Raw genomic sequence first — 22,601 nt, 5'->3', positions numbered from 1 at the left:
TTACTTAAAGCAAACTCCTTATACATTTCATGTTTTCACCTGTATTTTATTCCGTATCAGGATTAGGATTGGTCATTGTAATCTACTTATTAAAAACGAATTATTAATATTTGAAATACCATGTCCCCGTTTTGTAATAGGATATTTGCGAAATTCTTGAGCAAGATTATTCACCCTGCTCAAGATATGATAAATACTTACTTATTTATTATAGTTGACAATCTTACCAAAATCAACTTTTAAACTTGCACCGCCAACCAAACCGCCGTCAATGTTTGGTTGGGAGAATAAATCTGGCGCACTGGCTGCAGATACACTGCCGCCATATTGAATGCGAATCGCTTCCGCTGTAACTGCATCATAGATTTCTGCGATACACTCACGAATAGCTTTACATACTTCTTCTGCCTGCTCTGTTGTAGCCACTTTACCGGTGCCGATTGCCCAAATCGGCTCATATGCGATTACCGATTCCTTTGCCTGATCTGCAGTAACATTTAAAAACGCAATTTTAATCTGCTGACGTACAAAATCTATTGTAATACCCTGCTCTCTCTGCTTTAAGGATTCTCCACAGCAGATAATTGGTGTGATACCATGCTCAAATGCCTTTAATACTTTTTTATTCACAGTTTCATCCGTTTCTGCAAAGTATTCTCTTCTTTCTGAATGTCCTATGATCACATATTTAACTCCAATATCCGTTAACATGTTGGGTGCAATTTCACCGGTATAAGCACCGCTTTCTTCAAAGTACATATTCTGAGCACCAATTTGAATATTAGTTCCCTTTACCGCTTCCATTGCAGTTGTTAAAGATATCGCAGGTACACAGAAAACCACATCTGCATCCTTGGTTTCCACTAAAGGTTTTAATTCATTAATTAAAGTAACCGTCTCGCTGGGAGTTTTATTCATCTTCCAGTTACCGGCAATTATTTTCTTACGCATGTTTGTCCTCCTATTTAAATCATATTATTCTTACTATATATGTTATCCAAATTTAAAAGATACTCTCAAAAAAATTATCTTGTATTGTGAAGATTCAGTCTCTCATATTTATCATTAATCGGTTAAGATAAATCTTTTATTAAACTTGTGTAATATCATAGATTGTAGCAAGCTCCTCTCTATTACTTACAGCCATCAAGAAAAGCTTGCTACTAGTGTACTGTCTCACTTTACAATAAATATATTCTAGTTCTACTTATTTATCATTCGCCGCAGCTACACCGGGAAGTTCTTTTCCTTCTAAGAATTCTAAGGAAGCACCACCACCGGTTGATATATGGGTCATCTTATCACCAAAGCCTAAGGTATTAACAGCCGCAGCTGAGTCTCCACCACCGATGATTGTGGTAGCATCAATCTCTGCAAGAGCTTTCGCTACAGCGACGGTACCTTTAGCAAAGTTAGATAACTCGAATACACCCATTGGTCCGTTCCATACAACGGTCTTAGCATCCTTAATTGCATTTGCATAAAGCTCGCGGGTCTTCTCACCGATATCAAGACCTTCCCAATCCGGTTCGATTTCGCCACGCCCAACAGTTTTATAAGGTGTATCATTAGAAAACTCCTGTGCAACCACAGTATCAATCGGAATTAATAAATTAACACCTTTTTGCTTCGCTTTCTCCATCATCTCTCTTGCATAATCCAGATAATCTGCTTCTAATAAAGATAATCCAACTTCTTCTCCCAAAGCTTTCATAAAGGTATATGCCATACCGCCACCGATAATTAATGTATCTACTTTATCTAATAAATTATCAATAACAGAAATTTTACTGGACACTTTAGAACCACCAAGTATAGCAACAAACGGTCTCTTAGGATTATTAACTGCATTACCTAAGAACTCAATTTCCTTCTGCATTAAATAACCTACAACTGCGGTATCAACGTATTTTGTTACACCAACATTGGAACAATGTGCTCTGTGAGCTGTACCAAATGCATCATTTACGAATATATCACAAAGAGAAGCTAATTCCTGGCTAAATGCATCACCGTTTTTGGTTTCTTCTGCTCTGTAACGGGTGTTTTCAAGAAGTACAACCTCGCCTTCTTTCATAGCTGCAACTGCTGCTTTCGCATTCTCTCCAACTACATTATCGTCTTTCGCAAATTTTACTTCCTGGCCAAGAAGCTCAGCAAGTCTTACTGCTACCGGAGCTAAAGACAACTCAGGTTTAGGCTCACCCTTCGGTTTTCCAAGATGAGAACATAGAATTACTTTTCCACCATCTTTTACTAATTTCTTTATTGTAGGAAGCGCTTCAACAAGACGTACCTCATCCGTGATTTTTCCTTCCTGTAACGGAACATTAAAGTCACAGCGAACTAATACTTTTTTACCCTTTACATTGATATCGTCAACAGATTTTTTATTTAACATGAAAACTGCTCCTTTCTTATGGATCATCTAATTTAACATGTATGTTGCTATGTTTCTATAATTTGCATAAATTTACTTTTTCCAGCCTATGTGTCGTGTCAATATAAGTTACCACTGCTATGAATCATCTAAGTTAATGAAATGCTTAATCTGACTCTATATACTAGCTGATACTCTTCAAATAACAAAAACTTCACATAACATAACTTCATATATAATTCTATTAAATATCAAAAAAGGTCCGGCCCTGAAAGACCGGACCCATAATGGATCATTTAAGCTAATGCTTAAGCTAATTCTGCAAAATATTTGATAGTTCTTACCATCTGGCTGGTGTATGAATTCTCATTGTCATACCAGGAAACAACCTTAACTAAAGTTTTGTCACCTAAATCAGTTACCTTAGTCTGTGTTGCATCAAATAAAGAACCATAGGTAATACCGATTACGTCAGAAGATACTATTTCATCCTCTGTATATCCAAAGGAAGCACTAGCTGCTGCCTTCATAGCTGCATTAATATCAGCTTTAGATACTTTACCATTCACAACTGCAACTAATTCTGTGATGGAACCTGTAGGAACAGGAACTCTCTGTGCTGCACCGTCTAATTTACCGCTTAACTCAGGAATAACAAGACCGATTGCTTTAGCTGCACCGGTAGAATTAGGAACAATATTCACAGCTGCTGCACGAGCTCTTCTTAAATCACCCTTAGCGTGAGGACCATCAAGAGTCATCTGATCACCGGTGTAAGCGTGAATGGTTGTCATAAAGCCTTTTTCAATAGGAACTAATTTATTTAATGTATCTGCCATAGGAGCTAAGCAGTTCGTTGTACAGGAAGCTGCTGAAATGATAGTATCGCTAGCCTTTAAAGTGTTCTCGTTAACGCTGAATACAACGGTAGGAAGATCATCGCCTGCCGGAGCAGAGATAACAACCTTCTTAGCACCTGCGTCGATATGAGCCTGAGATTTTGCTTTGGAAGCGAAGAAGCCTGTACACTCAAGAACTACATCTACACCAAGCTTACCCCAAGGTAAATCAGCAGGATTTCTCTGTGCATAGATCTGAATTTCCTTACCGTCAACTACGATAGAATTCTCTTTCGCTACAACTGTATCAGCTTTAGCATATCTACCCTGTGCTGAATCGTATTTTAATAAGTGTGCTAACATCTTAGCATCTGTTAAATCGTTAATTGCTACGATTTCGTAACCTTCAGCACCAAACATCTGTCTGAATGCAAGACGGCCGATACGTCCGAAACCATTAATTGCTACTTTTACTGCCATGATTATATTCCTCCTAATTGTTTAATTTATTATATACTGCCAATAGACAGCACTATATCATTTTTTAAGACTTGATCTTTCAGTCCCTGAGATTGATAAATTTTTCTCAATCACATTTTACCTAATTTAAACTAAAATATCAAGATTTTCTTATGAAATAATTAATTATTATGACTTTGTTTATATTTTATAAGGTTTCAATAATATTTTTGTGCAACTTTTCAGAAACAGTTTTACTCAATCTGTATGACCATTATTCAAGCTCGTTTTCTACAAAGTTTGCAATATTTAAGGAATGATCTGAAATTCTCTCCAGATTTATTAATGCATCAATAAAGATAACACCATTTTCTGAAGTACAAACTCCCTGAGATAAACGATCGATGTGTTGCTGTCTTAGCTTGTCCTTTAAATCATCTACCTGCTGTTCCATCTTCTCTACGTTCTTAATGAATTCTATATTCTCAGTGTCTCTCGCTTTGATTGCATTATCAAAGGAATCAATTGCTATCTCGCAGATTTCCTTTAGTTCTTCATAAGCATCATCTGAAAAATAAATATTATTTTCAATCTTTTCAAGAGCTAAATCTGCAAGATTTTCCGCATGATCACCAACTCTTTCAATGTTACTGATTGTATGGAAAAGATTGTTCACGATCTGACTCTGTTTTTCTGTTATTGATAGATTATTAATCTTAACCAGATATTCGGAGATTATTTTTTGATGAGCATCGATAATCTTCTCAACATCTAAAACTTTTCTAGCTTTTTCTTCATTGTTTTTCAAAAGAGCCTCTACCGCTTCTCTGGCATTATCTAGAGTAATCTCACCCATATGAACTACTTCTTTAACAGCGTTTTGTACTGCAAAAGAAGGGGATTCAAAAATTCTTTCATCAAGATGACGTAAGGTTACACGGATATCGTCATCTGTTGTATCAATCTTAGAATCATCTATGATTTTACCGGATATTTTCACTAATAAATTAGCAAACGGGAATAACAGCAAAGTGTTAGCAACATTAAATAATGTATGGAAAATCGCGATTTCAACACTATTAATCTGCGAATTAGCAAATGCAGTATTTACTTTGAATATAATAAAGACTACTGTACCGAAAATCACAGTACCGATCAAGTTAAACATCAAATGGATCGCAGCTGCTCTTTTTGCTGTCTTATTAGCGCCGATACTTGCGAGGATCGCTGTAATTGTGGTACCAATGTTTTGACCTAAGGTTATATATACAACTGAATTCCAGCCTAAAGACAAATTCATTGCCAAGGTTTGAAGTATAGATACAGATGCAGAGGAACTTTGTATAATAGCAGTTACTACCGCACCAACTATAACACCCAAGAATGGATTTTTACCTAAAACACTAAAGGCTTGTGTAAATATAGGAGCGTCACGATAAGGTTTAATTGCATCGGACATTAATGTTAAGCCAATGAATAGCAAACCAAATCCAAACAATATCTCCCCTAATTCTTTCCTCTTCTCATTTTTGCTGTTAAACATCATGATAAAAGCACCAATTGCCACTACCAAGGGAGCGAAGAAATCAGGTTTTAATACCTTGCTCCATTCACTCATGGATACCATCCAGGCAGTAATTGTAGTTCCAATATTAGCACCCATAATGATACCAACAGCCTGTGTAAGATTAATAATACCTGCATTAACAAAACCAACTACTATAACTGTTGTAGCAGATGAACTTTGTAGTATGAATGTAACCAGAGTTCCTACCAGCACTCCGAGAAAACGATTCCTTGTCAGATAACCCAACAAACGTTTCATCTTACCACCGGCTGTTTTTTGAAGTCCGCTACTCATGACGTTCATACCATAAATAAACATTCCGAGTCCACCGGCAAAAACAAAAATCATTTCCAGCATTTTAATATCCATTTTTATCCTCCATATGCCCGTTAGTATATTATGTACCACAAAATTTTTCACATACATGTTAATGATAACATATTTTAAATTGTAGGTAAATTATTTTATGACTTATAATGTATTTATTTTTAATTTTTGTTAGAATTAACTTTTTTTACATGAATTTTACACAGCTTTTTAGTAAAAACCCCGGTGTATGAAGTATATTCTCATACGAAACCGGGATCTTCGAAATCAAACTAATTTAACTCATTGGATTTATTTTTTTACTTCTGACAGAGTCTGCTTGAGAGGACATATATCCCTTACTGCCTACAATACCCGCACTTCCCGGTTTGCCTGCACTTTGTACGGAGTTAACAGCAGATGAACTACCAGACATTCCTGAACCACTCATTCCACTGCTGCTATTCATTCCGGAGCTGTTTCCCATGCCTGAGGAACTTCCGCTCATTCCGCTGCTGCTATTCATTCCGGAACTACTTCCCATGCCTGAGGAACTTCCACTCATTCCGCTGCTGCTATTTATTCCGGAACTACTTCCCATGCCTGAGGAACTTCCGCTCATTCCGCTGCTGCTATTCATTCCGGAATTGCTTCCCATGCCTGAGGAACTTCCGCTCATTCCGCTGCTGCTATTCATTCCGGAACTACTTCCCATGCCTGAGGAACTTCCGCTCATTCCGCTGCTGCTATTCATTCCGGAACTACTTCCCATGCCTGAGGAACTTCCGCTCATTCCACCACTCATACCGGAACCGTTGCTCATGCCTCCACTCATACTGGCACCTCCACTCATTCCGGAACTGCTTCCCATACTTGAGGAGCTTCCGCTCATTCCACCACTCATCCCAGAGCTTGCATTCATTCCTGTTCCACTACCGAAAACCGATTTCAAGCTCATTATTTCATTTTGAGAAGCCTGTTGAGGCGGTTGATAATAATTCTTGGTTTTTGCCAACTGGTATAATTGATATTGGGATTGTTCTGCTTCATTTCTCATCTGCTGTAATGCACTTCTAAGCTGTGAATTATCTGCCTGAGAGATCATATCTGTATAAGTCTTCAGACTGGAATTAATTGCATTTAACGCATCGGATACCATTGCTTTTTCCTGCATCATTCTATTTTCCTCCTATTGTAAAAATTGTAATATGGTCTGTTTGTTCTTTTCACACGAACTAGCTGCCTGTTGAAAAAATTGTTTTACACTCTGATCTTGTGAGTTTTGAGCATAGTTGCTGAACTTTTCAATATCTGACTCACCAAACTGTAATAAGTGTCTTACATTTTGAAGTTCCATCTCATTAAGATTTGCCATAATATACCCTCCTTTTTCTGTGTAATACAAAATTATTATCTCTTAATAAAATAAAAGATATTCGTACATAACAAACTAGCTTTCGAATTTTTTTGTAAATATATCAAATTATATGGGCTTTTTATGATATAGGAAATTCGGAGAAATTATATATCATAAAAAAAGCTCCGGAAGTAATTCTATCGAAATTACTTCCGGAACTCTAACATCGTATGTTTATTTATAAATTTCTTTTTATTTATTACTGTTTACTATTTTTTATTATTTATTTGAAGTATTTTTTTTAAGATCTTAACTTATATTCTAATCTGATTTTATCCGCGATCAGTGCGACAAATTCAGAGTTCGTAGGTTTTCCCTTGCCATTACTTACTGTATATCCAAATAATTCATCTATTGTATCCATCTTCCCTCTACTCCAAGCGACTTCAATCGCATGTCGAATAGCTCTTTCAACTCTACTCGGAGTCGTTTTGTGACGTTTTGCTATAGAAGGATATAAAAGCTTTGTGATGGAATTAAGCATCTCTGTATCATTCACTGACATCATAATTGCATCTCTCAAATATTGATATCCTTTAATATGTGCCGGAACCCCAATTTCATGAATAATGTTGGTTACATCTGATTCTAAATTTCTTTCCATATATGCGCTCTTATTTTCATAAGCACTAACTCTATGGTTATCTATCAGTTTATTATGGTAATCTCCCTTAATCTGCTTTATTCTAGATAGTACAACATTATTGTCAAACGGTTTCATAATATAATAATTTGCACCTAACTCAAATGCATTTTCTGTAACACCTTCCTGACCGATTGCTGTAATAACAATAAAAGAAGGATTCTTTTTAAACTCGGAATCCCTTCTTACCTTTTCCATTACCCCTAGCCCGTCCAACTTTGGCATAATTAAATCCAATAATACAACATCAGGCTTTTTCTCTTTAATCATTTCCAAGGCATCAATTCCATTTTCAGACTTACCTACTACCTCAATATCAGCATCTTCTTTTAGAATGTCCTCTAGTAGATTCACCATCCTCTCATTGTCATCCACAATTGCAACATTAATCTTACCCATTTGCTCTCTAACCTCCATTACATTTTCTGATTTTTCCCATACTTATAGTTTCTTTTATAACCCCAGCTCCTATGGAATATTTGTTATTTGGTATTTGTGTTTAAAATTACACTATTTGTGTTATTATTGGCATAGATTTTGATTTCATGTTGTTTTATGTATTCATTATATATCTTTCATAATTATGCGTCAATAATTATCGTTTTAGCAAAATTACCAAAATATGAATGCCAAATTATGACTAATGTTATTAATATTTTACATTTTGAGCCATTAAATAGCATTTAAACCAAGAATTCTACATCATGTCATAACAACTGTATGCAAGTTTATACAAGCTTTTTTAAAGGGGCAAAGGTAATACAATTCTTTCACACCAAACAAGGTATGGTAATTTGTAAATTTTTACCATACCTGAATTATAGCTATATAAAATCAAACATTCAATTGTTTCTTGTCGCACCATTCGACAGCAAAAAGATTGAAAAAAATTGAGAAAAATCTGTAACCACAACATTTTGTATAATTGGAAATTATATACAGTAAATATGATGTTACTTACTTAATAAATAACTTGTATTTTATAATATTTCGTCGACTTCTTTTTTTAACAAAAGTTTTGCTTATTCTAAATTATTTACCATGTTTTCAATAAAAGTACCGTAACCTTTGGTTGAATCCTGTATAAATACATGTGTAACCGCACCAATTATCTTATTATTTTGGATAATAGGGCTACCACTCATTCCTTGTACAATTCCACCTGTTAAATTCAGTAATCTTTCATCCGTTATTTTTAGAATAATTCCTTTACTATGGTTATTGTTGCTGATATCTACACTTTCAATCTCTATTTCAAAATCATTAACCTTATCTTCGACTGTACACCGGATATATGCTTTCCCTTTCTTAACCTCTTGTTTTAACGCGATTTTTAAGGGTTTATCATTTAATAAATTACTGTTATTTTTATTCATATTTCCGAAGATCCCCTGATAAGTATTGTTCTTAATATCACCAAGTTTATATTTATCACTTTGTCTGATCATTCCGATTAACTCTCCCGGCTCTCCTTCTTTTCCTTTAATAATTGACATTATATCCGCAGAATATATAGAGCCTTTCTTAATTTCCATTAATAGACCGGTATCAATATCTGTAATACCATGTCCCAAAGCGCCAAAATAACCGTTGGATGATATAAAAGTAAGTGTTCCAATACCTTGCGTATTATCCCTAATCCAAGCTCCGATTTTATATATCCCCCCAGGAGTTTCTATCGGTGATATTTTCACAGTTACTTTTTCATTATTCCTTCGTATTAGAAGTGTGATATCTTCTCCATTACATTCCTGTATTCTATTGATTAATTCTTCTTTATTTCTAACCGAATATCCGTTTATGGTCAATATATAATCTCCTGATTTTAGTTTATTACTAATTGGTTCATAATTCAAACCATCCGAACCGGTGATACGTCCGCTTCCCAATACCAAGATACCATCTGTTTCAACATAAATCCCAATTGGTGTGCCACAGGGTATTAATTCAAAGGTATCAATTACGTCTAAGGATATGTTCTTAAAATTAAATATTCCAAATAATTTTAAATTAATTTTATACTGACCGGTTTGCGAAGATGCCAAGGTAAAAGGCCGATTAAGATTAATATTAATCTGATTGGAAGGTACACTCAGATCATTTACACTGATAACTCCGATGTCTTTCGTTTCTATATTAGCTTCGACCGGCATGTTAAAATCAAAGCTTTCTTCTGTACCTACCAGTATTTTAATTTCATCAGGAATTCTTTTGTCTATTGTATAGATCGCAAAGAATACAATTGCAAAAATATTAATAATTAGAAGAAATAATAGTACTCTTCTGTATATTTTCTTGGTCCTCATCCTTTCACCTCATATTATTTTCTTTTCTATAGGTATTTTCCCAATCTGATTTTATCTTACTTACTATTTTTGACCGGTCTTAATAGGACAACGATTGCCCTATTATTTTGCATCAAAAAAGGATATACATAGTATTGTATATCCTCAACTTTAGTATTCGCTTTTTTCGTATTTAAAGCTTGTATTTTTTTGTAGTAATTGCTAATTCCTTCATTTCTCTTGCGTTTTCTGTCACACGCTCTGTTATTTCAGCTCCTCCAAGAATACGCGCAATTTCTTCGATTGATTCATCCTCGTTTAATTTACTAATGGTGGTTTGAGTAGAAACTCCATCTGTCTTTTTTTCAATCACATAATGTGAATCAGCCATTGCTGCAATTTGCGCCAAATGGGTAATACAGATAATCTGATGATGTTTTGCGATTACAGAAAGCTGTTCAGATACCTTCTGTGCAGTTCTTCCGCTAATACCAACATCTATTTCATCAAAAATAAGAGTTTCAATTTCATCTTTATCCGCTAATACTGATTTTATTCCTAGCATAATTCTGGAAAGTTCACCACCGGATGCCACCTTTGCTAACGGTCTCGGTGTTTCTCCGGGATTAGTAGAGATAATAAACTCAGCATCATCGATTCCATTGGAGCTATAAGTATCATTTTGTTTAAAGACCATTTCAAACTGTACGTCAAGAAAATTCAAAGCAATTAAGGCATCTTTAATCTTATCTGTAAGTTCTTTTGCTTTTTGTTTTCTAATATCAGAAAGTTTATAGGATAAGTCTTTTAGTTTCTCTTCCGACTCGGTTAATGATTTTTTTAACTTTAACATATATAAATCATAATTATTGTATTTTTCCAGTTTTTCCTCGCAATCACGACAATAACGAAGAATTCCTTCCAAGGAATTGCCATATTTTTGTTTTAAATGATTAATTAAATCAAGACGTTTCGTTACCTCTGCCAGTTCTTCTTCATGATTGTCCATATCGGAGATATATTGCGATACGTCTCTATTAAAATCATTCAACAGTGCCTCAATATCTGTGGCCTGAGATAATAAACTGCTAATGGAATCATCATATTCTGCCAGTTTTAATAGTTGTCTTAGGGCTCTGCTAATCATATCTCCGGAAGCATTTGCTTCATATCCGGTATAACGATATACACTTTGAAGACCTTCTGCAATTGTATTGGCATTAAATAATTTTTTATAAGTTATAGCAAGTTCATCATCTTCTCCCAGAACAAGTGCTGCACTCTTTATTTCATTCACCTCATACTCTAAAAAAGAGATTTCCCTTAATCTCTTCTCTTCATCAATACCGGCTTTCTCATATTCGTTCTTTATAATAGTATAATCCTTATAGCACTTTACTAATTCCTGTTTTAAGGTATCGATTTCATCCTTTGCATACCGATCTACAATTTCCAAATGCTTTGCCTTATGTAGAAGAGATTGGTGCTCATGTTGTCCATGTATGTCAATAAGCATTCCGGCAACCATAGATAGAGCAGTTGCTGTAACATTTTCCCCATTAATTTTGCATATACTTCTTCCGGGCATAATTTTTCTTGATATAATAATTTGGTTGTCATCGATAGGTAAATCCAGTTCTTTCATTATATCAAAAACCGCTTCGTCTTTGGTTTCAAATACCATCTCAACCAAAGCATAATCCGCTCCGCTTCGAAGAATATTTTTTGAAACCTTTGCACCCAGGGCAGCATTAATAGATCCAATGATTATGGATTTACCTGCACCTGTTTCACCGGTCATTATATTCAAGTGATCTTTAAATATCACTTCCACTTCATTAATAATAGCAAAATTCTTTACATGAAGACTGACTAACAAACAACATCCTCCTATCTTATCTGCGGTATCTGATCCTCAATGCTAAAAACGTATGTTCTGAAAACATTGTATCATAATGGAAATGTTTTATCAATCCTATCTTTCTATCCTTGTAGGATTTCACATGTTTTATCGTTTTCTTTATTCATTATGACCAAGGGATCTAAACGTATGCCATAATATTGGTTATGTTAACATTATCCTCCGCAAAATTGTATTGATTAAAAAAAACAAATGACTTCCCAAGTCGGCTTGGAAGATAACTGCTTTTTCTTAGCTGCATAAAGAAATAGCGTAGCAGTCTAAAACTGCTACGCCATAAACTCTAACCTATTGGGGTCACATCAACATCAAAACAGTACTCGATTCCTTATTAGTACAAAAAACTATCTGTTTCTTCATATACTAACAAGAATAGGAACTATATCTCTTCTGTTATAATAATAGGCTATTATTTAATAATATTTCGATTTAACTTATTTTAACTACTTTAATCTTACATTGCAGCTTTCGTCCGTTTACGGTAGCCGTTATGGTAGCAGTCCCTGTTCCTCTGGAGCTTATTGTTGTACTGGTATTATTCATTCTCCTAAGTACGGCAATTTCAGGATTATCAATACTCCAGGTAACTGGCGTGGTTGCCCCTTCTACACTTAATGCATAATTGTATGTTGTATATTGCTCCAGAGTCAGTTCCGTAAAATTAAGTCCGACTACAGTAACTTCAATGGTCGCTGTTTTTCCCGAATCTGTCATTACGGTTATCATAGCAGTACCTGTAGCTCTCGCTGTAATTTTACCTGTTTTCGGATCAACCTGAGCAACTGCCACATTATCCGTACTCCAGCTATAACCATCCGTTGAAGCTACCGGACTAAGGGTGACTCTGACTACCTTGTCTTCCCCTGATACCATTACAAGTTTTTTATCCATAACTGTTATTCCTGTTGATGGAATACGGTTGCTTACCGTTACATAAGTCATTGCTCTCTTACCACTGTTATCTTGAGCAAACGCGGTAATGGTTGCAGTACCCGGTTTTAAAGCTAAAACCACACCATCTTCATCCACGACTGCAACACTCTCATCACTGGAAGACCAAGCCGCTTCATTATAGGTTGCATTACTCGGTTTAATCGTAGCCTTCAGCTCTGTATTATCACCAACAAACATAGATACATAACCTTTATCCAAAGTTAATCTGGTTACCTGTCTTACCACTTCTACTTCACAGCTTGCTTCTACTTCGCTTCCATCCTGTGCGGTTGCGGTAATGACTGCATATCCCAAGGCTACACCGGTTACTTTACCGTTCTTATTGACTGTCGCAACCTTTTCATTACTGGATTCCCAAGTAACCTTCTTATTGGTAGCGGAGCTAGATAGAACATCTGCATTTATGACAAAACTCTTACCCACACCTAAACGATACATGGAGTGATCTAATTGAATAGAAGTAACCTTTTCCCAAACTGTCACTACACAGGTAGCCGAATAACCGCCATCCAAAGTCTTTGCTGTAATGACTGTTGTACCACCCATAAGACCTTCTACTACACCGTTCTTATCAATTGTTGCCACTCTGGTATTAGAACTTTCCCAAGTTACACCCAGTTCAGAGGCTTCACTGGGGGATACGGATACTTTTAATTCAAATTCATCTCCAACATAGATCGTTTTATCTGAAAAGTTAAGAAGTAATCCTTCTACCGGCAGAGTTACATTTACCTTCGCATAAGCAATTGCGCCTGCTTCCGTCCTTGCCATTATAAGCGCGTTACCGGCTTCTTTGGCCGTAACTTTACCATGTGCATCTACAATCGCAACCTTCGTATCAGTTGATTCCCAAAGTAAGTCATTATCCGTACTGTCCTTTGGTGAAAGTTCTGCTTTTATGTAATAGTATTCATCGGTCTTTAGATCGAGCTCTGTAACATCGAACTTTATTCCTGTGGCTACCTGCCTAACCGTGATTGTACAATATACGGATTTACCGCCATCCAAGGTTTTGAGGATAATAACTGCTGTTCCAGGTTTCTTAGCCGTCACTTTACCGGTTTTATCAACTGTTGCAACCGATGTATTGGTAGAGGTCCAGATTACAGAGTTTTTACTTGCGTTGGATGGAAGTACCAGATAAGTAAGCCTGGTTGACTGACCAACATACATCGTCTTCTCTGTCTCATCCAGTGCTACGGATACCACCGGAATCTCGATCGTCATATTACAGGTTGCCGTAAGCCTTGGGTTATCATCGGATGTAGCGATGATTGATACCGAACCCGGATTTAACAAAGTAACCAGTCCGTTTTGATCTACTCTGGCAATTGATTCATCCGTTGATCTCCAATGGACCGTCTTATTTAACGCATTTTCCGGATAAACTGTCGCCCGCAGTTGTACTCTTTTCATAGCTAAATCTAAAGTAACATTTGTTTCAGATAAGACTATACTGGTAACCGGTTGCTGTATCCGTACATGAGTATATCCGACTACAATGTTATTCTGATTTATGGCAGATATAACTGCATGTCCACCTTCGACACCTCTTATTGTTGCTGAAAGTGGTGTACTCTCTAGTATCTCAACAATATTGTCATTTGATGATTTCCAGGTTAATGTAATACCGCTTAAATTCTTTGGTGTAATGGTAGCATGGAGAGTCTGTAAACCATCAATTGGTATTGTTACTTCAGCCGGTGTAATGGTGACGGTTTCCACCGATTGTTGAACCGTTACCCTACAGGTAGCTTTTTTCGCTACGCCGTTAATAATCTGTTGCGCTGTTATCGTTACAATACCCGGTTTTAAACCGGTAACCAGCCCACCCTCAACCGTAGCGATTTTATCATCACTGGTGAACCACCTTATCTCCTTGGTAGGATCGGTAACGAGAGCCTGTAATAATACGGTTCCGGAGGTATAGATATGAGCATTCGTTAGACTTAGCGCGATTCCGTCTATTACTGTTATATTCAGGGTGATTGTCCCTACGATCACATCATTATCATATAAATTGGATACTGATTTATAAGTTAGCTGAATTGTAGTCTGTCCTTTTCGATTCGCCGATATTTCACCTGTTTCAATGTCAATACTTGCAATATTAGGATCCGTTTCATAATAATTAAAGATATCCACATCAGGGATATTCGAATTCTCCAGAACACTATAAGTATCTCCTACGGTCATAACCAGATTTCTATCTGCAATATTAATCGGAACAACCACCATCATATAGGCATAAGGGGCATTGGTACCTGTAGTGAATTTTTCATTAGCAAAAGCATATATCTTATAAGTTCCTGCCTTTACGTTAGTAAAGGTTACATTACCACTAATCTCGCTGACAGTGTAGTTTATCAAATCGCTATCGGGAGATAGCTTTTTACCATCCAGATCACGAACCTCCCATTTCAGATTAGTTCCTATCATAGCGTTTGATTCAATTACAAATTCTGAAGGAACTCCTTGGGCTACGCCTATGCCCGGTCCCACTTCATTCTCTTTCCCAACCGAATCTATATCATGGTGTGTTCCTGATGCATCGTCATAGGCTAAGCGAAAGGTTGGTTTAACCACAGCTCTTAAGGTTATCTCCATTGGTCTATCGTTGGAGGACATTGTGTTGGTAGTTACGGTAATTTCTGCACTACCGGAACCCACGGCTTTGATTTTACCGGTTTCCTCATCTACGGTTACAACTCCTTCATTGTCACTGGTGAAGGAGAGTAAGGAAGCAGAAATAGCTGCACCGCTTACAGTCTCCGTCTCATCTACAGGAACATAATCCAGATATTTTAGATAAATCTGCTTCTCATCATCTATATTCTCTAAGATCAATACTCTCTCTTTGGTTGTGGTAGAGGTTATTAAACCAGTTTTTTGAGAATCGAACTCTAGACCGACTTTCACTTGACAGCTTAATGAATAACTACTGGTTCCCGTACTGATTACCGCTGTAATGGTGGAATATCCGGGACCTTTTCTAACCAGTTTAACAAAGTTCGATCCGTAAGTCGTGTTTTCTAAAGATACAACACCAGTTTCTGATGATACCCAGCTTACAGTTGCATCTGGCATCCATTCCTCTCCGGCTGTAATATTCAGCAATACCTCAGGAGACTTCATCTCATATTCCGTCCCGGCCTTCTTTTGTTGGCCGTTAAACACGAAAAAATACTCCTCGGGCAAAGTAACCTGCGATGCCTTCGCATTATAATCTATTGAAAAAAACCATGCTATGGATAAAATCAACCCTATTATTATTGGTAAACCGTATCTTCTCATTTTGCTCATCACATAACCTCCTAAGAAACCTTGTCATATAGAATATATCGGCAATTAAAACCATTTACTTAGTATATTTTAACTATATTGTAAATGTAGTTTTTGGCAGTTATGTGTCATATTCCCTCATAATATAAATTCTTGAAAATTCTTTTAGTTATTACCTTTCTTTATTTCGTACGAAGCACCCTCATGGCGTTTAAAAGTGCTAACAAGGCAACGCCTACATCGGCAAAGATTGCAAACCATATGGAGGTAATCCCCAAAAACGCCAAGACCATGATTGCCAATTTAAATCCAAGAGCAAATACAATATTTTGAGCTACAATTCTTCTGGTCTTTCGTGCAATCTTTATGGCTGTAACAATTTTACCTATATCGTCATTCATGATAACCATATCAGCAGCCTCAATAGCCGCATCTGACCCGATACCTCCCATGGCAATGCCGATATCTGCTCCTGCTAATACCGGGGCATCGTTAATTCCGTCTCCGATGAATACTATTTTACTTTTATCTGCTATATGTTCTTTGTATTGTTGGAACTTTTCAACCTTATCCTGGGGTAGAAGCTCTGAGGCAAACTCATCAATTCCTGCCAGCCTAGCAATCTCTTCCGCTCTTTTTCTTTGATCACCTGTTAACATAACCGTTCTCTTAATTCCAAATTGTTTTAAATGCTTCATGCTTTCTTTTACATTGCTTTTAATCTCATCCGATATCAGAATATATCCCATATATTTTTGATTAAATGCCACATGAATAATACTGCCTGCTTTATAAGGTATGGCCGGTGTAATGCTATATTCCTTCATAAGTTTTTCGTTACCCGCATAGATAGTTCCTACAGAGGTCTTAGCAATGATACCGTAACCGGCTCTTTCTGTTATCTGTTCCACCGATAAATCTTCTGACCTTAGGTTAGTATTCGAAAATATATCACCAGACTTATCTTTACATTTTCTTTTCTCATAATAAGAGATGATTGATTTTGCAATTGGATGGGTTGATTGTCCTTCTGCTAATGCAGCAAGATGGATTAGTTCTGATTCACTTACCCCTTTAACCGGATATACCTTAGATACTTCAAAAACACCTTTTGTGAGAGTTCCTGTTTTATCAAATACTATGGTATCAATATGATTTAAAGCATCTAGATAATTACCGCCCTTGATTAAAATTCCGTGTCTAGCAGCTCCGCCAATGCCTCCAAAGAAACTAATAGGAATTGAGATTACAAGAGCACAGGGACAGGATATAATTAAGAAGCTCAACGCACGATAGATCCAGGTTGCATATGATCCAAATCCGAATAAGGGAGGGAATAAGGCAACTCCAACCGCTGTAAATACAACAATTGGTGTATAATATCTGGCAAACTTTGTAATGAACTTTTCACTATGGGCTTTCTTACTTCCGGCATTTTGTACCAATTCCAGTATTTTAGTAACCGTAGACTCTCCAAAGGGCTTCGTTACTTTAATTTCCAATACTCCGCTGGTATTAACAGTCCCAGATAAAACCTCGTCATGTTTCAGAACCTCTATGGGAATACTTTCCCCCGTAAGTGCTCTTGTATCAACAAAACTACTGCCTTTTATAACTATTCCATCCAGTGGTATTCTCTCACCGGGTTTAACTAAGATGATATCTCCTACCTTAACTTTATCCGGAGATACCACTTGTGTATTTCCACCATTCACCAGATTAGCATAATCAGGACGGATATCCATTAAGCCTGCAATATTCTTTTTTGATCTTCGCACGGCCATATCCTGGAACAACTCACCGATACCATAAAACACTAATACCGTAATTGCTTCCACCTGTTCGCCAATAAAAAACGCACCAAGGGACGCAATACCCATAAGAAAATTCTCATCAAAAATCTGTCCTCTTTTTATATTTCTGGCAGATGTCACAAGGATTTCATAACCTGATAACAGATATGCAACGGCAAAAGCAGCATTTTTGATTTCCGGTACTACATCAAGATAAGAAAAAACTGTGGTTAATAAAAGCGCAAGTCCCAGTCTCAATACAAATGGCCATACACTGTCGTCTACCGCACTGTTATGCTCATGATTGTGTTCTGTAGCCTTTGCTCCAGACATTCTGTTCTGCAATTGCTTTACCTTAATAGATGGTTCATGGGATTTTACAATTTTTTTTATTTTTTCAGTAATATCTGCATTCTTATCATCCTTCGCATTAAAACTTAATTTATTATTTATTAAATTTAAACTTACCTCTGATATTTCAGGCAATCTACCGACTTCATCTTCAATTTTCGATGCACAATTAGGACAGCAAAGTCCGTCTAATATAAATTCCATCTTATGATCCATATAATCACTACCTCTCCTGAATATGTTCTAATCCGATTTCCAGTATGTTTTTTACATGTTCATCAAGTAATGAATAGAATATGATTTTACCATCTCTTCGGGACTTAACGAGTTTCTCCTGTCTCAAGGTTTTTAGCTGATGGGAAATCGCTGATTTTGTCATATTGAGAAGTACAGCCAGATCACATACACACATTTCTGAGCGGTCCAAGGCCCATAAAATCTTTATTCTTGTACTATCACCGAATACCTTAAAAAAGTCCGCCAAATCATATAACAACTCTTCCTCAGGCATATATTCTTTCACATCTTCAACCACATCTGCGTGGATGACGTCACAATCACATTGCATACTTTTATTATCCATTATATCTACATTTCCTTTCTCCTTAGTCTTTTAAATACCTATTTAACAAGGTTAGTATTAACCATTTCAGTTGTACGATTGAATAATTGTTCAACTGTTTACTTGTATTATATTCCATAGATAGAAAAAAATCAACTAGTATATTAGAAATTAAATCAATATTTATTTATTAAAAAGGGCTAACATTCATCTCCTATATTTATTCTCTAAATTAAGTGAGGTATATAGCCCAAAATTTAACATTTAAATGTAATGATATCCGTTCCTGTATTCACTATATCGTGGATATGCTTCGGTATTTTTCTTTATGAAAACGGGTAATAAAACAGATCGAACGAAATAACCAGTCAATCGTCATAGCAATCCAAACTCCCAGTACTCCGAAATCAAATATAATCGCTAATATATAACTAAAACCAATTCGCCATACCCACATAGAGACCATGGATATCCACATGGTGAATTTTACATCATTGGCAGCCCTTAAGGCATTAGGTAGTGTGAAGGAAATTGGCCATAAAAGCGTAGAAAGAACACAATGGTAAGTAATCAGCTGAGAAGCAATCCCATAGGTCTCTTCTGTCACATTATATAGTCTTAAAATAATTGGTATCATGAAAAAAATGATCACATTAATTCCACCCATCACCAGGTGTGTAACCTTCAACAACTTATAGGTATAACGCTTCACCCCGTCGAAGTCACAGGCTCCTACACATTGACCAACCACAGTGATCAAACCAAGGGACATGGCCGAGCCGGGAAGCACGCTAAGTCCGCCCACCGTACCGGCGATTGCATTGGCTGTTATTGCGGATGTTCCCAAACCGGCGATAATGCCATGAACTAAAATCTTACCAACCTGAAAAGCGCTGTTTTCCATTCCGTTGGGAATACCAATTCTTAAAATTCTCTTAACCATAGCCGGATGTATACGAAAATCCTTTATTCTTTCAACGTGTATCGCCAGTGTTTTATCTTTTAAAAGCACAAACATAGTGATCGCAGCAAACATTCTGGATAGTAAAGTAGCAATGGCTGCACCGGCAACCCCCATATCAAATACAAAGATAAATAACGCATTGCCTGACACATTAATTAAGTTCATTACAAAGGATATCTTCATAGATACCTTAGAATTGCCCATGGAGCGAAACAATGCCGCGCTGGCATTGTATACTGCTAAAAAAGGGTAGGACATAGCAGAATAGAATAGATAAATACGGGCATTCTCCATTACATCAGGAGCAACATCTCCAAACAAGAATCCTAAGATGAAATCCCTACCCAAAAACGTAAGGCTCATTAATAAAAGTGACAAAGCTAAGGTAGACGCAATCAACTGTTCCCCGGCTACACATGCATTTTTTCCTTCTTTATGACCCAAATACTGTGCAGACACCACTGCCCCACCGGTAGCTAATGCTGCAAACAAGCCTATGAGTAATATATTAATGCTGTCCACCAAGGATACACCGGATACCGCAGCTTCTCCGACTCTGGCGACCATCATGCCGTCTGCCATACCGACAAAAACCACCAGCGTTTGTTCAATAATTAAAGGTATTATTAATCTAATAAGATCTTTTCTGGTAAACATAACTCCGCCTCTATGTAAAATTGTAATAGAAAAGGGGGATTACCTTCCAAGTCGGTTGGCTTCCCCCGTATACTTGTGAAAAGTATACCCTGATTATTATTATACTTATACAATTATGAATTAGTTCCTATTTTATAGTTTTGTGTCAATTTGAACTTATTTTTGTTTCTTCTGTAAGTAAGTTTATCACACGTCATCTTAAAAAACAAGTTGATAAAATATCATACCCTGTCTTTATTCTTTATCTCATGGTCTCTTTCTTATCCTCCTATATTCTTCTTAATTAAACCTATACTTCTGGCTATAAGTACAATCCTATTCAAACAATCTACATCAATCCTGTAAAAAAAATAGTTATTATAATCTAGTCGTTAAAAACAACTAAATTATATTTGGAGGAAAAACGATGAAAAAAATATTCGAAGCAGCGGTGATAGGAATTATGTTATTATCATCAAGTACTGCTTTTGCAGCAAATAATGTTTCCCGTAAGGCTGTTAATAAAGGGTCCAATATGTAGCAACATGTGCGCAAAGTATGGATAAAGGTATATCTGAATGCGTAAAAATGACCAATTGCAATATATAAGCTACTATAACCCCCTTTACCAAATAAAATGGGTGTCTCAAAATCATGATAAACATCATAGTTTTAGGACACCCTGAATTTGTTTATATCGTATATAAAATTAATTGTTTTTTCTAAAGCTCTTAATCGTTCTTATCTTTATTATCTTTATTATCCTTCTTTACCTCTTTTGTACCTACTGTAACATGATTTGGTTCCGCAGCATAATAACTGGAATTTATCTTAGTTCTGCTAACTTCCTTACCGTTTTCATACACAACCTTATATAATTCAGTCCTATAACCGGTTTTCGCTTTTTGTGTTACCTTTTTATAGGTCGTAGGTTGGGTAGGATCCTTCGTAATAATATCCTTAGAAGGTGGAGCAGTTTCTGAAACCACTTTGTTTTCATATTTTACTGTTCTGTTTTTTGTATCCCTGGTTTCATGACCCCAGATACGAAAAGTGATTTTTCTGTCTTTACTAAATGCTTCAATCAATATAGGTAAATCCGTGTTGTTCTTAAATAGTAAATCCTTACCACCGGTTTCGGATACAGCGGCATCCATGGATAATGGTACATAGCTCACCGTCATAGAATGTGCTTGTCTACTAACTATATCAATTTCCGATAACAGTAATGCATTATAAAGGGTAGTGGATACCTGGCAAGCGCCTCCTCCGATATTATCGTCAACTATTCTACCGTTGATATAAGCTCCTGCGTCAAAATAACCATTTTCATAAGTAAAGGGCATCAAGGCATCAATCGTAGAAAAGGTCTCCCCGGGATATAACACCGTGTTATTCATAAGTCTGGCTCCATTAGCCAGATTGGCAGCTCTGCCTTCCGCGGAGGACGTATACTCAGTTGTAAATTCACCTAAGATAGAGTTGCTATTCTCCAGATCCTCTCTTGTATAAGCCGGCATATCATCAACCATAACCGCTTCCACAAACATATCAAGGCGATTCCAGCTATTAATATTTTGCCTAATCAACTCAAAGGTCTGATCTACATCAACCTTGCTTCCAATCACGTGATCGACATATACAAATTCATTGTTTTTTCTTGAGAATGTTGCATTCACCGGCTCTATATTATAATAACTTACCTCTCCGGCGATTAGCTCACGTAGCCTGTTTTCATCGAAGGAAAATGTAAGAGGATAGATAATGTTACCGTGCTCAATATCCTTAATATCCTTATATTTTTTAATGACATTCCCTGAAGTAGCCAATCTTAAAGCCTGCTTAATATAATTATTCGGCTCATATGTATAACCTAGTTCTCCCATGGTGCTATATACCACTTTACTTCCAACCTGGATCGCAATTTCTTTCTTTTGAAGCTCTGTTAAAAAATCAGAAACCGCTTCTTCCGCTTCCGCCTGGGTCATACCACTAATATTAACCGTATCTATGAACACGCCATTATGTATTCTCTTAACACTCTCCGCTGCAGATGTGTTATAAGTATTGACGCTAAATACAAAGATAATTATGATAGAAAACAATGCAGTTGTGATGATTCTTTTTTTGTTCATTCATACCCTCCTAACCATTAAGATAGGTTTTAAATACAATCATTAAATGCGACTTTATCTGTATTCCTAATTGTATCATAATATTACGATATTTCAAGAGAATCCTT

14 protein-coding genes are annotated in these 22,601 nt (G+C 36.4%); all 14 read right to left on the bottom strand.

Features of this window, described 5'->3' with window-relative positions; translation table 11 throughout:
* Positions 1-201 precede the first annotated feature (201 nt).
* On the bottom strand, positions 202-951 hold the full coding sequence (tpiA, locus tag I5677_RS04955; RefSeq protein ID WP_197660463.1) for a triose-phosphate isomerase: 750 nt from the start codon (positions 949-951) through the stop codon (positions 202-204).
* Between the two features lie 256 nt (positions 952-1,207).
* Positions 1,208-2,401, bottom strand: a complete 1,194-nt coding sequence (locus I5677_RS04950; protein WP_197660462.1) for a phosphoglycerate kinase — start codon at positions 2,399-2,401, stop codon at positions 1,208-1,210.
* A 287-nt stretch (positions 2,402-2,688) separates the two neighbouring features.
* Positions 2,689-3,699 (bottom strand): type I glyceraldehyde-3-phosphate dehydrogenase, encoded by a 1,011-nt coding sequence (gap, locus tag I5677_RS04945; RefSeq protein WP_197660461.1) that lies wholly within the window; start codon positions 3,697-3,699, stop codon positions 2,689-2,691.
* A 253-nt stretch (positions 3,700-3,952) separates the two neighbouring features.
* On the bottom strand, positions 3,953-5,614 hold the full coding sequence (locus I5677_RS04940; RefSeq protein ID WP_197660460.1) for a Na/Pi cotransporter family protein: 1,662 nt from the start codon (positions 5,612-5,614) through the stop codon (positions 3,953-3,955).
* A gap of 235 nt (positions 5,615-5,849) precedes the next feature.
* Entirely contained in the window at positions 5,850-6,728 is an 879-nt protein-coding gene (locus tag I5677_RS17415) for a spore coat protein (protein ID WP_330617839.1), read from the bottom strand.
* Between the two features lie 12 nt (positions 6,729-6,740).
* Positions 6,741-6,926: a hypothetical protein gene (locus tag I5677_RS04930; RefSeq protein ID WP_197660459.1), complete on the bottom strand. Its 186-nt coding sequence runs from the start codon at positions 6,924-6,926 to the stop codon at positions 6,741-6,743.
* A gap of 283 nt (positions 6,927-7,209) precedes the next feature.
* Positions 7,210-8,010: a sporulation transcription factor Spo0A gene (gene spo0A / locus I5677_RS04925; RefSeq protein WP_197660458.1), complete on the bottom strand. Its 801-nt coding sequence runs from the start codon at positions 8,008-8,010 to the stop codon at positions 7,210-7,212.
* Positions 8,011-8,633: 623 nt separating this feature from the next.
* Entirely contained in the window at positions 8,634-9,917 is a 1,284-nt protein-coding gene (spoIVB, locus tag I5677_RS04920; protein ID WP_197660457.1) for a SpoIVB peptidase, read from the bottom strand.
* A gap of 172 nt (positions 9,918-10,089) precedes the next feature.
* Positions 10,090-11,775 carry a DNA repair protein RecN gene (gene recN, locus I5677_RS04915; protein ID WP_197660456.1) on the bottom strand — a complete coding sequence of 562 codons (1,686 nt, stop codon included), beginning with the start codon at positions 11,773-11,775 and terminating at the stop codon, positions 10,090-10,092.
* Positions 11,776-12,246: 471 nt separating this feature from the next.
* Positions 12,247-16,074, bottom strand: a complete 3,828-nt coding sequence (locus I5677_RS04910) for an Ig-like domain-containing protein (RefSeq protein ID WP_197660455.1) — start codon at positions 16,072-16,074, stop codon at positions 12,247-12,249.
* Between the two features lie 161 nt (positions 16,075-16,235).
* Positions 16,236-18,413: a heavy metal translocating P-type ATPase gene (locus tag I5677_RS04905; RefSeq protein WP_197660454.1), complete on the bottom strand. Its 2,178-nt coding sequence runs from the start codon at positions 18,411-18,413 to the stop codon at positions 16,236-16,238.
* Positions 18,414-18,420: 7 nt separating this feature from the next.
* Positions 18,421-18,780, bottom strand: a complete 360-nt coding sequence (locus I5677_RS04900) for an ArsR/SmtB family transcription factor (protein ID WP_197660453.1) — start codon at positions 18,778-18,780, stop codon at positions 18,421-18,423.
* A 274-nt stretch (positions 18,781-19,054) separates the two neighbouring features.
* A complete protein-coding gene (locus I5677_RS04895; protein ID WP_197660452.1) occupies positions 19,055-20,380 on the bottom strand; it encodes an MATE family efflux transporter in 1,326 nt (441 codons plus the stop codon).
* 710 nt (positions 20,381-21,090) lie between these two features.
* Positions 21,091-22,494 carry a VanW family protein gene (locus I5677_RS04890; RefSeq protein WP_197660451.1) on the bottom strand — a complete coding sequence of 468 codons (1,404 nt, stop codon included), beginning with the start codon at positions 22,492-22,494 and terminating at the stop codon, positions 21,091-21,093.
* Positions 22,495-22,601 lie beyond the last annotated feature (107 nt).

The organism is Mobilitalea sibirica, from assembly GCF_015999265.1.
Classification (GTDB): Bacteria; Bacillota; Clostridia; order Lachnospirales; family Lachnospiraceae; genus Mobilitalea; species Mobilitalea sibirica.
Note: the sequence above shows the minus strand (reverse complement) of the source record. Positions and strands in the feature narration are given on the sequence as shown.